This window comes from Nonomuraea salmonea (assembly GCF_042428605.1).
GTDB lineage: Bacteria > Actinomycetota > Actinomycetes > Streptosporangiales > Streptosporangiaceae > Nonomuraea > Nonomuraea salmonea.
The window spans coordinates 323,852-338,612 of record NZ_JBHMCF010000036.1 but is presented as its reverse complement, the minus strand read 5'-3'; the positions used below and the strand labels follow the sequence as shown (position 1 = coordinate 338,612).

Annotated in this window: 13 protein-coding genes; 5 read left to right on the top strand and 8 right to left on the bottom strand. The window is 71.6% G+C overall.

Translation table 11 applies throughout. The features are described 5' to 3' along the window. Positions 1-31 precede the first annotated feature (31 nt). Positions 32-784: a class I SAM-dependent methyltransferase gene (locus tag ACFFR3_RS31195; RefSeq protein WP_345386145.1), complete on the bottom strand. Its 753-nt coding sequence runs from the start codon at positions 782-784 to the stop codon at positions 32-34. Positions 785-882: 98 nt separating this feature from the next. Between ACFFR3_RS31195 and add the strand changes: the two genes are divergently transcribed. After that, positions 883-1,902 (top strand): adenosine deaminase, encoded by a 1,020-nt coding sequence (add, locus tag ACFFR3_RS31190; protein ID WP_345386143.1) that lies wholly within the window; start codon positions 883-885, stop codon positions 1,900-1,902. Between the two features lie 107 nt (positions 1,903-2,009). Here add and pgl read toward each other — a convergent pair whose 3' ends face one another. From pgl to tkt, 6 genes are read right to left on the bottom strand one after another with little or no spacing between them, the layout of a single operon-like run. Then, the gene (gene pgl, locus ACFFR3_RS31185) at positions 2,010-2,783 is read right to left on the bottom strand and encodes a 6-phosphogluconolactonase (RefSeq protein WP_364381188.1); all 774 of its coding nucleotides are present in this window, start codon (positions 2,781-2,783) and stop codon (positions 2,010-2,012) included. A gap of 5 nt (positions 2,784-2,788) precedes the next feature. Continuing rightward, positions 2,789-3,703: a glucose-6-phosphate dehydrogenase assembly protein OpcA gene (locus ACFFR3_RS31180; RefSeq protein WP_345386141.1), complete on the bottom strand. Its 915-nt coding sequence runs from the start codon at positions 3,701-3,703 to the stop codon at positions 2,789-2,791. 1 nt (position 3,704) lies between these two features. After that, complete coding sequence (zwf, locus tag ACFFR3_RS31175) at positions 3,705-5,342, bottom strand: glucose-6-phosphate dehydrogenase (RefSeq protein WP_364381080.1); 1,638 nt, start codon at positions 5,340-5,342, stop codon at positions 3,705-3,707. Between the two features lies 1 nt (position 5,343). Further along, positions 5,344-6,957, bottom strand: coding sequence for a phosphoglucose isomerase-related protein (locus ACFFR3_RS31170; protein ID WP_379484308.1), 1,614 nt, complete (start codon positions 6,955-6,957; stop codon positions 5,344-5,346). Further along, positions 6,957-8,048 carry a transaldolase gene (gene tal / locus ACFFR3_RS31165; protein ID WP_345386137.1) on the bottom strand — a complete coding sequence of 364 codons (1,092 nt, stop codon included), beginning with the start codon at positions 8,046-8,048 and terminating at the stop codon, positions 6,957-6,959. The genes ACFFR3_RS31170 and tal overlap by 1 nt, the downstream gene beginning before the upstream one ends. Positions 8,049-8,055: 7 nt before the next feature. Continuing rightward, the gene (gene tkt, locus ACFFR3_RS31160) at positions 8,056-10,086 is read right to left on the bottom strand and encodes a transketolase (protein WP_379484307.1); all 2,031 of its coding nucleotides are present in this window, start codon (positions 10,084-10,086) and stop codon (positions 8,056-8,058) included. Between the two features lie 371 nt (positions 10,087-10,457). Here tkt and ACFFR3_RS31155 point away from each other — a divergent pair, with 371 nt between their 5' ends. The 4 genes from ACFFR3_RS31155 to ACFFR3_RS31140 are packed head-to-tail and all read left to right on the top strand — an operon-like array spanning position 10,458 to position 13,978. After that, entirely contained in the window at positions 10,458-11,402 is a 945-nt protein-coding gene (locus tag ACFFR3_RS31155) for a heme o synthase (protein WP_345386135.1), read from the top strand. 53 nt (positions 11,403-11,455) lie between these two features. Then, on the top strand, positions 11,456-11,839 hold the full coding sequence (locus tag ACFFR3_RS31150) for an ArsR/SmtB family transcription factor (RefSeq protein WP_345386133.1): 384 nt from the start codon (positions 11,456-11,458) through the stop codon (positions 11,837-11,839). Then, entirely contained in the window at positions 11,836-12,801 is a 966-nt protein-coding gene (locus tag ACFFR3_RS31145; RefSeq protein ID WP_345386131.1) for a cation diffusion facilitator family transporter, read from the top strand. Before ACFFR3_RS31150 ends, ACFFR3_RS31145 begins: the two co-directional genes overlap by 4 nt. Further along, on the top strand, positions 12,788-13,978 hold the full coding sequence (locus ACFFR3_RS31140; RefSeq protein ID WP_364381071.1) for a PrsW family intramembrane metalloprotease: 1,191 nt from the start codon (positions 12,788-12,790) through the stop codon (positions 13,976-13,978). Before ACFFR3_RS31145 ends, ACFFR3_RS31140 begins: the two co-directional genes overlap by 14 nt. Here the strand turns inward: ACFFR3_RS31140 and ACFFR3_RS31135 are convergent. Then, positions 13,954-14,715, bottom strand: coding sequence for a SanA/YdcF family protein (locus ACFFR3_RS31135; RefSeq protein WP_379484288.1), 762 nt, complete (start codon positions 14,713-14,715; stop codon positions 13,954-13,956). The two genes, ACFFR3_RS31140 and ACFFR3_RS31135, sit on opposite strands and share 25 nt — an antisense overlap. Positions 14,716-14,761 lie beyond the last annotated feature (46 nt).

The following is a 14,761-nucleotide window of genomic DNA, read 5'->3' as shown; positions in this document are numbered from 1 at the left end:
GCCGGGCGGACGCGCAGGGGTGGCGCGGGGGTTACGTGGGGCGGTGGGCGGTGACGAGGTAGGCGCAGACGGGGAAGCCGTCCTGTCCGTACGGAGCCGCGAGCCTCAGGTAGTGGGCTCTGACGCGTGCCACGACCTCGGGCGGGCGGCCGGCGATCGTGCCGAAGCGGGCGCCGCCCGCCGCCACCACGTCGGTCCACCACGTCGCGAGGTCGACCTGGTGCCGCCAGCGGACGCACTCCACGGCCGGTTCGCCGAAGCCCGTCTCGGTCAGCAGGGCCGTGAAGCGGGACGGGGTGTCGTGGGCGGAGAACGGCCTGACCGGCGGGTCGTAGGGGATGCCCGCCTGGGCGATGGCGTCGGCGAAGACGTTGGTGGCGGTCATCTCGTCGCCCTTCCACCAGGTCAGCGCGAGCGTGCCGCCGGGACGCAGCAGCCGGTGCAGCTCGGCGAGCGCCGCGCGGGTGTCGGGGACGTGGTTGATGACGAAGTTGCCGGCGATCGCGTCGAAACGCCCGTCCTCGAACGGCAGGTCGGGCAGGGCGGCGAGCCGCACGGTCGCGTACGGGTGCCGCCGGGCGGCCAGCTCCAGCATGGCGGCGTCGGCGTCGACGGCGGTGACCTCGGCGCCCAGCGCCAGCGCGGCGGCCGTCACCACGCCGGTGCCGCAGCCCACGTCGAGCAGGCGCGGCGCGCGGCCAGGGCACGCCCTGGCGAGGAGGGGGCCGACGGTGTGGCAGCTGAGGTGGGCGAAGCCGCGATCGTACGCTTCGGCGTTGGTCACCGCCTCAGCCTAACCCAGCCGAGTAAACTGACAATGTCGTGTGAGATTCAGCGGAAAAGCCTGTTCTTCGGGGGAATGCCCGTCCTAGGGTCGTCCGCATGACCATCGACGCCTTCATCGACGCCCTGCCCAAGGTCGAGCTGCACGTCCACCTCATCGGCTCCGCCTCGGTGCCGACCGTCCTGGAGCTCGCCAGGCGCCACCCCGGCAGCGGCGTGCCGACGGACGAGGAGGAGTTGCGCCGCTTCTACACCTTCACCGACTTCCCGCACTTCGCCCGCGTGTACGGCGCCGTCAACGCCCTCGTACGCGAGCCGGAGGACATCGCCACCCTCGTGCTCGGCCTGGCCCGCGACCTCGCCTCCCAGGGCGGCCGCTACGCGGAGCTGCAGGTCACCCCGTACGCCCACCGCGTGGTCGGGCTCCCCATGCGCGCGGTCACCGAGGCGCTCGACCTGGCCGCCCGCCGCTCGCTCACCGAGCACGGCGTCGAGATGGCGTACATCTTCGACATCCCCGGCGAGTACGGCGAGGAGGCCGCCAAGGTGACGCTGGAGCACGCCCTGCAGGAACCTCCCGCCGCATTGGTAGGTTTCGGCATCGGCGGGATCGAGCAGGAACGCCCGAAGTACCGCGACGCCTACCGCGCCGCGTTCACCGCCGCGCGGGCGGCCGGGCTGCACAGCGTCCCGCACGGCGGGGAGATGAGCGGGCCCGAGACGATCTGGGAGGTCGTCGAGCACTACGGCGCCGAGCGCATCGGCCACGGCATCAACTGCCTGGACGACCCCCGCCTGGTGGCCCACCTGCGCGAGACCGGGATCCCGCTCGACGTGTGCCCCACCTCGAACCTGTGCACCGGCCAGATCGGCCGCATCGAGGACCACCCGCTGCCCCGCCTGCTGGCCGAGGGCCTGTTCGTGACGCTGAACAGCGACGACCCGCCCATGTTCGCGACCACGCTGGCCGACGAGTACCGGGTCGCCGCCCGGGTCTTCGGGCTCGGCCGGCAGGACCTGGCCGAGCTGGCACGTAACGGGGTGCGGGCGTCGTACCTGGCCGAAGAGCGCAAGCAGGCGCTGCTCGCCGAGATCGACGCCCTCACCGCGACGGCCTGACGCGGCAGAAGCCGCTCGAAGGCGAACAGGACGGGCCCGGTCTCACGAGGAGACCGGGCCCGGAATGACCTGGGCGAACCCGCGAGGCCGGTGGCTCGCGGGCCGGGTCACGGAGAGGCGTGGCGGCCGAGGCCGGGCGGGATCTTGGCCGCAGCGGCCCGGTCGAGCAGGAACAACGTCCGCCCGCGCCCCCGCGCCCCCGCTGCCGGCACCTGGACGGGGCCGGAGTCGGACAGCGCCATCCGCACCGCGCCCGACTTCTCCTCACCGGCCGCGACCACCCACACCTCGCGCGAGGCCTGGATGGCGGGCAGGGTCAGCGAGATGCGGGTCGGCGGCGGCTTGGGCGAGCCGTGCACGGCCACCACGGGGCGCGTGTCGTACAGGGCGGGCATGCCGGGGAACAGCGACGCCACGTGGGAGTCGGGCCCCATGCCGAGCAGCATCACGTCGAAGGCCGGCACCGGGCCGTGGTCCTCGGGTCGCGCCGCCTTGCGCAGCTCGGCGGCGTACGCGTCGGCGGACTCCTCGGCCGACATGCCGGAGTCGGAGCCGCGCATGACGTGCACGCGCTCCGGATCGACGTCGACGTGGTCGAGCAGCGCCTGGCGGGCGCCGGTCTCGTTGCGCTCCTTGTCGCCGTCGGGCAGGAAGCGTTCGTCGCCCCACCAGACGTCGAGGCGCCGCCAGTCGACGGCGTCCCTGGCGGGCGTGGCCGCGATGGCGGCCAGTGTGGCGATGCCGACCGTGCCGCCCGTCAGCACGATCGACGCCGAGCCCTTCGCCGACTGCACGTCGACCAGCCGTGTGATGATGCGCGCCGCCACGGCCTTGGCCAGGACGTCGGCGTCGCGGTGCACGACGATGCTGGGCACGCTCACTTTGCTCATCCCTTGAACGTCCTCGCGAACCGCTTCACCGCGGCCTCGTAGATCTCGTCGCTGTCGAGCCTGCGCAGCTCCTCCGCCATCAGCTCCGACGTCTGCCGCCTGGCCAGTGCCACGTTCCTGTCGGGCTGGCCGGGGCGGGAGAGCGTGGCCAGCCGGGCGTCGGTGCGCACGACGGACAGCTCACCCTCGGCGAGCTGCAGGCGTACGGCGGTCAGGCCGGGACCCGCCGACTCGGTCACCCTGACCGAGCAGCCCAGCCGCTCCGACAGCCACGCCGCGAGCAGCGGCGCGCTGGGGTGGCCCGCCGACGCCTCGACGACGCCCTTGCGCACCTTGCCCACCGGCTGGTCGAACGCGGCGGCGAGCAGGCTGCGCCACGGCGTCAGCCGGGCCCACGCCAGGTCGGTGTCGCCGCGGGCGTAGCCCTTGGCGCGGGTCACCAGCGACTTGACGCCGCCGTCGTCGAAGCCCTTGGCATCGGTGATGCGCCGCTGCGCCAGTGCCCCGATGGCGTCCTTGGACGGCGCGTCCGGCGCCGCGCCCGGCCACCACGCCACCACGGGCGTGTCGGGCAGCAGCAGCGGGCTCACGACGGAGTCGGCGTGCTCGGTCAGCTCGCCGTACAGGCGCAGCACCACGACCTCGCCCGGCGTGTTCTCGCCGATGCGCAGCTCGGCGTCGAGCCTGATCGGCTCGTCCTCCTCGCGCTTGATCACCACGATGATGCGCGACGGGTGCTCGCGGGCCGCCTCGGTGGCGGCGCGCAGCGCGTCGTACTGGTGGCGCTCCTCGCTCACCACGACGAGCGTGAGCACCATGCCGATGGCCGGCGCGCCCATCTGGTGCCGCAGGTGCGTGAACTGGGCGGCGATCTTGCCTGCCGTGGTGTCGGTCAGCATGAAGGTCGTCATGTCAGAGCCTCCTCCACACGCGGCCGTCGCGGGCCATCATCGCGTCGGCCGACTCGGGGCCCCACGACCCCGACTCGTACGCCTCCGGCTGGCCCTGCGTGGCCCAGAACTCCTCGATCGGGTCGAGGATCTTCCACGACAGCTCCACCTCCCGCTGGTGCGGGAACAACGGTGGATCACCGATCATCACGTCGAGCAGCAGGCGCTCGTACGCCTCCGGCGACGACTCCAGGAACGACTCGCCGTAGGCGAAGTCCATGGACACGTCGCGCACCTCCATCGCCGTGCCCGGCACCTTCGAGCCGAAGCGCACGGTGATGCCCTCGTCCGGCTGCACGCGCACGACCAGCGCGTTCTGGCCGAGGATCTCGGTGTCGTCGGCGCTGAAGGGCAGGTGCGGCGCCCGCTGGAACACCACGGCCACCTCGGTCACCCGGCGCCCCAGCCGCTTGCCGGTGCGCAGGTAGAACGGCACCCCGGCCCAGCGCCTGTTGGCGATCTCCAGCTTGATCGCGGCGTACGTCTCGGTCGTGGACTCCGCCGAGATGCCCTCCTCCTGGAGGTAGCCGACGACCTTCTCGCCGCCCTGCCAGCCGGCGGCGTACTGGCCGCGCGCGGTGTTGAGCCCCAGGTTGGCCGGCAGCCGCACGGCCTTGAGCACCTTCTCCTTCTCCCGGCGCAGCGAGGCCGCCTCGAACGAGGTCGGGTCCTCCATCGCGACCAGCGCGAGCAGCTGGAGCAGGTGGTTCTGGATCACGTCGCGGGCGGCGCCGATGCCGTCGTAGTAGCCGGCCCGGCCGCCGATGCCGATGTCCTCGGCCATCGTGATCTGCACGTGGTCGACGAAGCTGCGGTTCCAGATGGGCTCGTAGAGGTTGTTGGCGAACCTCAGCGCCATGATGTTCTGGACGGTCTCCTTGCCCAGGTAGTGGTCGATCCTGAAGATCGAGCTCTCCGGGAAGGCCGAGGTGGTGATCTCGTTGAGCTCGTGGGCCGACTGCAGGTCGTGGCCGAACGGCTTCTCGATCACCACGCGCCGCCACGAGCCGTCGGGGGCGTCGGACAGGCGGGTGCGCTTGAGCTGCTCCACCACCACGGGGAAGAACTTCGGCGGCACCGACAAGTAGAAAGCGTAGTTTCCGCCCGTGCCCCGGGTCTCGTCGATCTCGGCCAACGCCATGGCGAGCGCGTCGAAGGCGCCGTCGTCGGAGAACTCGCCGGGCACGAAGTGGATGCCCTCGCGCAGCTGCTTCCAGACCTCCTCGCGGAACGGCGTCCGCGCATGCGCCTTGACGGCCTCGTACGTCAACTGGGCGAAATCCTGGTCCTTCCAATCGCGCCGGGCAAAGCCGACCAGCGAGAAGCCGGGCGGCAGCAGCCCCCGGTTGCCCAGGTCGTAAATGGCCGGCAACAGCTTGCGCTTGGCCAGGTCACCCGTCACGCCGAACAACACCATCACGCACGGCCCTGCCACCCTGGGCAGCCGCTTGTCGCGCGGGTCGCGCAGCGGGTTGGCCGCCGCCACCGCCTCGGTCGTGGCGGTGCCGGCGACGGCCGACGCCACGGCGAGCGCCTCTTCCGCGGGAGCCGCGGCGACGGGCTCCTTCGCGGATGCCGCGGGGTCTGCGCGGTCAGTCATCTCAAGCCTCCTGTGCGGCTGCGAGCAAACGCGCGACTCCCGCCGCGCGGTCGGTCAGATGCAGGCGTACGGCGGGACGCCCGCGGGTCTCCAGGGCCCCCAGGTCGCCCAGCGCCTGCGCGAGCTGGAGCCGGCCCAGCGTGTAGGGCCGGCCGGGAACGGCGACGTCTTCCTCCACTGCCCCTGTGATCTGCAGAAACACGCCGTTCTGTGGCCCGCCCTTGTGGTATTGCCCGGTCGAGTGCAGATAGCGCGGCCCCCACCCGAACGTCACCGGCCGGTCGGTGCGCAGCGCGAGCAGGGTGCGCAGGGTCAGCGGGTCGGCCATCATCCAGGCGTCGGTCATCTGCTCGAAGTCGGCGCCGTCGGGCACCGGGGCGTCGAAGGCGGCCAGCCGGTCGAGGTAGGCGGTGACCGCGAGGTAGCCGTCGCCCGGGATCGCGCGCAGCAGCTCGGCGAACAGGCCGGGCAGATCCTTCGCCGTCGCCGCGCCGTACGCCTCGACCGGGCCGTCCACGAACGACGGCGCGCCGGTCGGCAGGTCGGGCAGGGCCAGCAGCGCGTCGGCGCCCGCGGCCGACTCGGCCACGTTGGGCTCGTCGAACGGGTTGACGCCCAGCACCGAGCAGGCGAGGGCGGTCGCGTACTCCCAGACCAGGAACTGCGCGCCCAGCGGCCCGTCCACCCGCACGTCCCCGACGTCGGAGTCGATGGCGACGACCAGCTCGTCGCGGGTGCCGTTGGGGTCGGCGCCCACCACCGGCAGGATCCCCCTGCCCTGCTTGCCGGTGGACTCCGCGACCAGCTCCTCGATCCAGTCGGGCAGGCCGTTGATGGCCGTCAGCTGGTCTTCGAGCACCAGCTTGTCGCGGCCGGCCAGCGCCGCGCCGGCGAGCGCGGCGCCCAGCTCGAGACCGGGGTTGCCGGTGTCGCGCGACAGCAGCGGCGACACCTCGTCGGCGTCGTCCAGCAGCCGCTCCACGTCGGCCCCCGCCAGCGCGGCGGGCACCAGCCCGAACGCCGACAGCGCCGAGTAGCGGCCGCCCACGCTGAGGGCGGCGGGCACGAGCTGGTAGCCGGCCGACACGGCCCGCCGTTCGAGCGGCGAGCCGGGAGCGGTGACGATCACGATGTGGCCGGCCGGGTCGAGCCCCGCGTCGGCGAAGTGCTGCTCATAGACGCGCAGCAGGCTGTCGGTCTCGACCGTCGAGCCGCTGCGCCCCGCCACCACCACGACCGTGGCGGAAAGGCCCTCGGCCAGGGCCCTGCGGACCTGGCCCGGGTCGGTCGTGTCGAGCACGGTGAGCGGCACGTCGGCGGTGTCGCAGATGACCTGCGCCGCCAGCGACGAGCCGCCCATGCCGGCCAGCACCACGTTCGTCAGGCCCGCGGCGCGGGCCCGGCCCGCGAGCTCGCCCAGCACGGGCAGCAGCTCGCGGGAGTGGCGGGGCAGCGACAGCCAGCCGAGCCGGGCCGCCGCCTCCGCCTCGGCGTCCTCACCCCACAACGTGGGGTCGCCGCCGGCGAGCCGCGCGGGCACGCCGTCGGCGACGAGGCGCCCCGCGACGGAGGAGGCGGCGGATGCCACCCCCTCCTCGCGGTAGGAGACCTCCATCACGGAACCAGGTTCTTGGTGACGCTCTCGAGCAGCTCGTTCCAGGACGCCGCGAACTTCTCCACGCCCTCGTCCTCCAGCACCTTCACGACGTCGTCGTAGTCGATGCCGGCGTCCTTGAGCGCGGCCATGGTGTTCCAGGCCTGCTCGTAGAACGGGCGCACGGTGTCGCCCGAGACGGCAGCGTGGTCGGCCGTGGCGTCGAGCGTCTTCTCCGGCATCGTGTTGACGGTGCCGGGCGCGACGAGCTGGTCGACGTAGAGGGTGTCGGAGTACTCGGGGTTCTTGACGCCGGTCGAGGCCCACAGCGGCCGCTGCGGCCGCGCGCCCGCCTCACGCAGGCGCTGCCAGCGCTCGGAGTTCATCACGTCCTCGAACGCCGCGTACGCCAGGCGCGCGTTGGCCACGCCCGCCTTGCCCTTCAGCTCCGGCTTGCCCACCTTGTCGAGCCGCTTGTCGATCTCGGTGTCGACGCGGCTGACGAAGAACGAGGCCACCGACTCGATCGTGGCCAGGTTGAGCCCCTTGGCCTGCGCGGCCTCCAGGCCGGCGAGCCAGGCGTCCATGACCGCGCGGTAACGCTCGAGGGAGAAGATCAGCGTGACGTTGACGCTGATGCCCTCCGACAGCGCCTGCGTGATCGCGGGCAGACCCTCCACCGTGGCCGGGATCTTGATCATCAGGTTGGGCCGGTCGACCAGCCACCACAGCGCCCTGGCCTCGGCGATCGTCTTCTCGGAGTCGCGCGCCAGGCGCGGGTCGACCTCCAGCGAAACGCGGCCGTCCACGCCGCCGCTGGAGTCGTAGACCGGGCGCAGCACGTCGGCGGCCCAGCGGATGTCGTAGGTGGTGATGGCGCGCACGGCCTCCCCGACGTCGACGCCGCGGACCGCGAGGTCGTGCAGCTGGGCGTCGTAGGCGTCGCCCTTGCTGAGCGCGTTGGCGAAGATCGTCGGGTTGGACGTCACCCCGACGACGTTCTTGACGCGGATCAGCTCTTCGAGGTTGCCGGTGCGCAGCCGCTCACGGCTGATGTCGTCGAGCCAGATGGCCACGCCCTGGCCGGACAGCTTGTTGAGGATCTCGCTCATCTCTTCTTCAGTTTCCCGTCGTCTCGCCCTTGTCCTGACCCAGCTTGGCCAGGCTCGCCCTCGCCGCGGCCGCCACGCGCTCCGCCGTCAGCCCGAACTGCTCGTACAGAGTCCTGTACGGGGCCGAAGCACCGAAGTGTTCGAGGCTGACCACCTCGCCGCACTCGCCGACGTACTCGTGCCAGCCGAGCGCGATGCCCGCCTCGACCGCGACCCGAGCCCGGATCGACGAGGGCAGAACCGTCTGCCTATATGCGGAATCCTGCCCCTTGAACCATTCGACACACGGCATCGAGACCACCCGCGTCGGGATGCCCTGCGACTCCAGGAGTTCGCGGCCCTCGACGGCGAGCTGCACCTCGCTGCCCGTGGCGATGAGGATGACCTTCGGCTGGCCGTCGGACGCCTCGCGCAGCACGTAGCCGCCGCGGGCCACGCCGTCGGCGCTGGTGCCCTCGTAGACCGGGAGGTTCTGGCGGGTCAGCGCCAGCGCGGCGGGCCGGTCGGTGTGCTCGAGCACGGCCTTCCAGGCGTAGGCCGTCTCGTTGGCGTCGGCGGGCCGGACCACGTCGAGGCCGGGGATCGCGCGCAGCGCCCACAGGTGCTCGATCGGCTGGTGGGTGGGGCCGTCCTCGCCGAGGCCGATGGAGTCGTGCGTCCACACGTAGGTGACCGGCAGCTTCATCAGCGCGGCCAGGCGCACCGACGGCCGCATGTAGTCGGAGAAGACCAGGAACGTGCCGCCGTAGGGGCGGGTGCCGCCGTGCAGCGCGATGCCGTTGAGAATGGCGCCCATGGCGTGCTCGCGGATGCCGAAGTGCAGCGTGCGGCCGTAGCGGTTACCGGGGAACTCCTTGGTCTGGTGTTCCTCCGGGATGAAGGACGGCTCGCCCTTCATCGTGGTGTTGTTGGACTCTGCCAGGTCGGCCGAGCCGCCCCACAGCTCGGGCAGCACCGGCGCGAGCGCGTTGAGCACCTCGCCGGAGGCCTTGCGGGTGGCGATCGAGGCGCCCTTGTCGAACGACGGCAGCGCGGTGGCCCAGCCGGCCGGCAGCTCGCGGTGGGAGATGCGGTCGAGCTCGGCGGCCCGCTCGGGGTCGGCCAGACGCCACTCGCTGTAGCGCTTGTCCCAGTCGGCGTGCTCGGCGCGGCCACGCCGGGCGATGCCGCGGGCGTGCTCCAGCACCTCGGCCGGCACGTCGAAGCTCTTGCTCGGGTCCATGCCGAGCACTTCCTTGGTGGCGGCGACCTCGGCCTCGCCCAGGGCGGAGCCGTGGATCTTGCCGGTGTTCTGCTTGTTGGGCGCGGGCCAGCCGATGATCGTGCGCAGCCGGATGAACGACGGGCGGTCGGTCTCGGCCTTGGCCGCCTGGAGCGCCTCGTAGAGCGCCTGGACGTCCTCGACGTAGTCGCCGGTCGCGGTCCAGTCGACGCTCTCGGTGTGCCAGCCGTAGGCCTCGTAGCGGGCCACGACGTCCTCGGACTTGGCGATCTGGGTGTCGTCCTCGATGGAGATGTGGTTGTCGTCGTAGACGACCACGAGGTTGCCCAGCTTCTGGTGGCCGGCGATCGCGCTGGCCTCGTGGCTGATGCCCTCCTCGATGTCGCCGTCGCTGACGATGCACCAGATGTGGTGGTCGAACGGCGAGGTGCCGGGCGCGGCGTCGGGGTCGAACAGGCCGCGCTCGCGGCGGGCCGCCATCGCCATGCCGACCGCGTTGCCGAGGCCCTGGCCGAGCGGGCCCGTCGTGGTCTCGACGCCCGCGGTGTGTCCGTGCTCGGGGTGGCCGGGGGTCAGGCTGTCCCACTGGCGCAGCCGCCTCAGGTCGTCCAGCGTGAGGCCGTAGCCCGACAGGTAGAGCTGGATGTAGAGCGTCAGGCTGGTGTGGCCGCACGACAGCACGAAGCGGTCACGCCCGATCCACGAAGGATCGGTCGGGTCATGCCGCATGACGTGCTGGAACAACAGGTAGGCGGCGGGGGCCAGGCTCATGGCGGTGCCGGGGTGACCCGAGCCCGCCTTCTCCACTGCGTCCATCGCCAGTGCCCGGACGACGTCGACCGCCTTCTTGTCGAGGTCGGTCCATTCAAGGGCTGGCACGAGTTCGGTGCTCAAGTGCTCGATCTCCGGAATCTAGTTGTCATTGGTTGTGGCTTGTCCCGCCCGCGGCCCGCACGATCGGCCGCGAGATCGCGTGGCCCGCGCCTACACCGGACACTAACCGAGGCGGCGGGGCGATCGATTCCCATTCCACCCTCGCGTGTCCATGTACGGCTCAAGCCCCCCATTGGCCGGACCGGCTCACCCTGCGACTACAGTTTGTTTGTTCGCAGGGGCGTTCCGGCGCCCGCCCATGGATCCGCTCTAATCAGAGGTTACGCGTTGACTTCCGACAGGCTGGAAGCGCCTTGACGGTGCTGACCAACAGGCAGGCGACGGCCCCCTCTCCGCAGGTGGAGGCGCCGCGCTCGATCGGCATGACCGTCAAGGCCTACATCGCTCTCACCAAGCCGCGGATCATCGAGCTGCTGCTGATCACGACACTGCCGGTGATGTTCCTCGCGGCAGGCGGCCTGCCGCCGCTGTGGACGTCGATCTCGGTCATGGTGTTCGGCACCCTATCGGCGGGCAGCGCCAACGCGCTCAACTGCTACGTGGATCGCGACATCGACCAGAAGATGCGGCGCACCCGCAGGCGGCCGCTGGCCAGGCACCAGGTGTCGCCGCGCAACGCGCTGATCTTCGGCATCGCGCTGGGTGTGGCGTCCACGCTGGGGCTTTGGCTGACCACCAACTGGCTGGCCGCGCTGCTGTCGCTCGGCGCGATCCTGTTCTACGTGCTGGTCTACTCGATGATCCTCAAGCGCCGCACGGCCCAGAACATCGTGTGGGGCGGCATCGCGGGCTGCATGCCGGTGATGATCGGCTGGGCCGGCATCACCGAGCGGCTCGACTGGGCGCCGCTGGTGCTGTTCGGGGTGGTGTTCTTCTGGACGCCGCCGCACACGTGGACGCTGGCCATGCGCTACAAGGAGGACTACGCGGCGGCGAAGGTGCCGATGCTGCCGGTGGTGGCCACCGAGCGGCGGGTGGTGCTGGAGTCCATCGCCTACACCTGGGCGACCGTGCTGTGCTCGCTGGCGCTGTGGCCGGTGGCGGGCACCACGCTGTTCTACCCGGTGGTGGCGGCCGTGCTGGGAGTGGTGTGCCTGTGGGAGGTGCACCGCCTGCTGGCCAGGCTCAACGCCGGCAAGACGGGCGTGCAGCTGCGGCCGATGCGCTTCTTCCACTGGTCGAACGCCTACCTGGCGCTGCTGTTCCTCGCCGTGGCGATCGACCCCCTCTTGTCCTGACTTTTCCGGCCCGGCCATTGCGCCGGGCTTTTTCACGTTCGTATCATGCACAGATGAACACCTCTTCAGATGTTGTCACCAGCCTGGACGGATGCGCCGTGCCGGAGGCCGACGCCGCCAGGGTCGCGGCCACCCGCGACCGGCTCGTGACCCCTGAGGAGGCCACCCGGCTGGCCGAGCTGTTCCGCCTGCTCGGCGACCCCACCAGGGCCAGGCTGCTGTACGCGCTGCTGGAGGCGGGCGAGCTGTGCGTGTGCGACCTGGCGGACGCCGTCGAGGTGACCGACACCGCCGTCTCCCACGCGCTGCGCCTGCTGCGCACGGCCGGGATCGTGGCCAGCCGCAGGGCCGGCAGGACGATCTACTACCGGCTGGCCGACGCCCACGTCCGCATGCTGCTCGACCTGAGCCGGGAGCATCTGAAGGAGACGGGATGAGCGGGGGGCACGGGCATGGTCATGGGCACGGGCATGCCCTGAGCCAGGAAGCCGACAAGCGCTACCTGTGGGGCGCGCTCGCGCTCATCCTCACCTTCATGGTGGCCGAGGTGGTCGCCGGCGTGGTCGCCAACTCGATCGCGCTGATCTCCGACGCCGCCCACATGCTGACCGACGCCAGCGCGATCGCGCTCGCGCTGATCGCCATGCGCATCGCCGCCCGCCCGCCCAAGGGCGCCTACACCTTCGGCTACAAGCGCGCCGAGATCCTCTCGGCGCAGATCAACGGCGTGACGCTGCTGCTGCTCGTGGCGTACTTCGTGTACGAGGGCGTGCACCGCATCCTGGAGCCGCCCGACGTGCACGGCCCGATCGTGCTGGTCACCGCGGTGGCCGGGATCGCGGTCAACGCGGGCGCCGCCCTGCTGCTGTCGAAGGCGAACCGGCGCAGCCTGAACGTCGAGGGCGCCTTCCAGCACGTGCTCAACGACATGTACGCCTTCGTCGCCACCGCCGTCTCCGGCCTCGTGGTGTGGCTGACCGGCTTCCGCCAGGCCGACGCCATCGCCGCGCTCGTGGTGGCGGCGCTCATGCTCAAGGCCGGCTGGGGGCTGCTGCGCGACTCCGGCCGCGTGCTGCTCCAGGCGGCGCCCAGCGACCTCGACCCCGACGAGATCGGCCGCCTGCTCGCCGCGGACGCCGACGTGGAGGAGGTGCACGACCTGCATGTCTGGACGGTGACGAGTGGCTATCCGACGCTGTCGGCCCACGTGATCGTGGCCCGCGGCTCCGACTGCCACCAGGTGCGCACCCGGCTCGCGGACCTGCTGCACGAGCGGTTCGCGATCGGTCACACGACGCTGCAGGTCGATCACGGGGTGCCGGGGCTCGACCGGCACTGCGCGGACCCGCACGGACCCCGCCACTCTGATCCGTTAAAGTCACCCTATGGCGACCCGTGATCCACGCTGGGTGTTGAAGGACCGCCCGTCGTTCGCGTTGATCATCGGGCTGGTCGTCACCGGCATCTGCGCCCTCGTCTCGTTCTCCTTCGACGTGATCAACGGCGCGCCGGTGCAGTTCTTCATCGCCCTCGCACTCGCGCTCGCGCCGGTGCCGCTGCTGCTCGCCGCGGTGCTGGCGCTCGACCGCATGGAGCCAGAGCCGCGCAGCAACCTCATCTTCGCCTTCGCCTGGGGCGCGGGCATCGCGGTGCTCGTCGCCGGTGTGATCAACTCGCTCAACCTGCACTACATCATCGACACCGCCAAGCTGTCGGAGGCGAGCGCCCGCAACATCGCGGCCACGTTCGGCGCCCCGGTCGTGGAGGAGACGATGAAGGGGCTGGTGCTGCTCGGCCTGCTGCGCTTCCGCAGGGCCGAGCTGGACGGGCCCACCGACGGCGTCATCTACGCCAGCATGGTCGGCCTCGGCTTCGCCATGAGCGAGAACGTCAGCTACTACCTCGGCGCCCTGTCCACCTCGGGCGTCAAGGGGCTGGCCGTCACGGTGGTGCTGCGCGGGGTGCTGTCGCCGCTGGCCCACCCGCTGTTCAGCTCGATGATCGGGGTCGCGGTGGCGTACGCGGCGCAGCGCAGCGGGCCTGAGCGCACCACGTACGTGCTGGCCGGCTGGACCGGCGCGATGATCCTCCATGGGCTGTGGAACGGCCTGGCCTCCTACGGCGGGTTCCCCGGGCTCGTGGTGGCCTACCTGGCGCTGCTGGTCGTGCTGGTGGTGCTCATCGGCGTGGTGTTCAGGGACCGGCGGCGCATCGTGGCGCTCATCCAGCGCTACCTGCCGCCGTACGAGCCGACCAAGCTCGTCACCCAGGCCGACATCTACATGCTCTCGGCCTTCTCGCGGCGCCGCCAGGCCCGGCAGTGGGCGCGCGCCCACGGCGGCAAGACCGGCGTGCGCGCCATGCGCGACTACCAGCTCGCCGCCACCGAGCTGGGGCTGCTGCACGAGCGGGCGGCCCGCCACATGGTCGACGAGCACACCTTCCACGAGGAGCAGCGGGCGCTGCTGGAGTGCATGAGCACGGCCAGGGCCGACTTCCCCGTGCCGTCGATCCACGCGCGCTCGGCGGCGCGGGGCTCACCCCCGCCCGGCTACGCTCCCGGCGCCCCCACCTGACCGGCTGGTGATTCGGCCAGGATCCGCGTGAGCGAGACCTCGCGCGGCCCCGGGAAGACGGGGTCGGAGCGCAGGATCACGGCGTCGGCGAACGCCTTGCCGGCGGCGAACAGCTCGCGGGCGGCGCCGGCGTAGGTGGTGGCGGCGTAGCGCCCGGCCGAGTCGTCGCCCACGCCGAACGCCTCCAGCCCCGCCGCCCTGCACAACGTCACCGCGCGGGGGAGGTGGAACTCCTGGGTCACCACGGTGACCTGCTCGGCGCCGAAGACGCGGCGGGCCCGCACGCACGAGTCCCACGTGTCGAACCCGGCGTAGTCGAGCACCATCACGGAGTCGGGCACGCCCTTGGCGCGCAGGTAGTCGCGCATCGCCGTCGGCTCGTCGTAGTCCGCGCGGCTGTTGTCGCCCGACAGCAGCAGGGCGCGCACCTTGCCGGTGCGGTAGAGGTCGGCGGCGATGTCGAGCCTGCGGGCCAGCATCGGGCTGGGGTGGACGCCGTCGTACAGGCCGGCGCCCAGCACGAGCGCGGCCTGCGCGGCCGGCACCCGCGCCTGCCAGCCCTGGTCCCCGCCCGTGTCCTCCGCCGTGTCCTCCGTCGTGTCTTCCACCGTGGTCCGATGCCCGTAGCTGCTCAGCCAGGCCCACGTCATGGGGGCCAAGGCCAGCACGCTGGCCAGCACCAGCCCTTGGTACGTGCGGCGGAGCGCCTTACGGGAGAGGCGGACTTTTCCCAGCAAATCGCACCCCTTCGGAGCCGGGGGAGTGGCGGACATCACCCCTCAA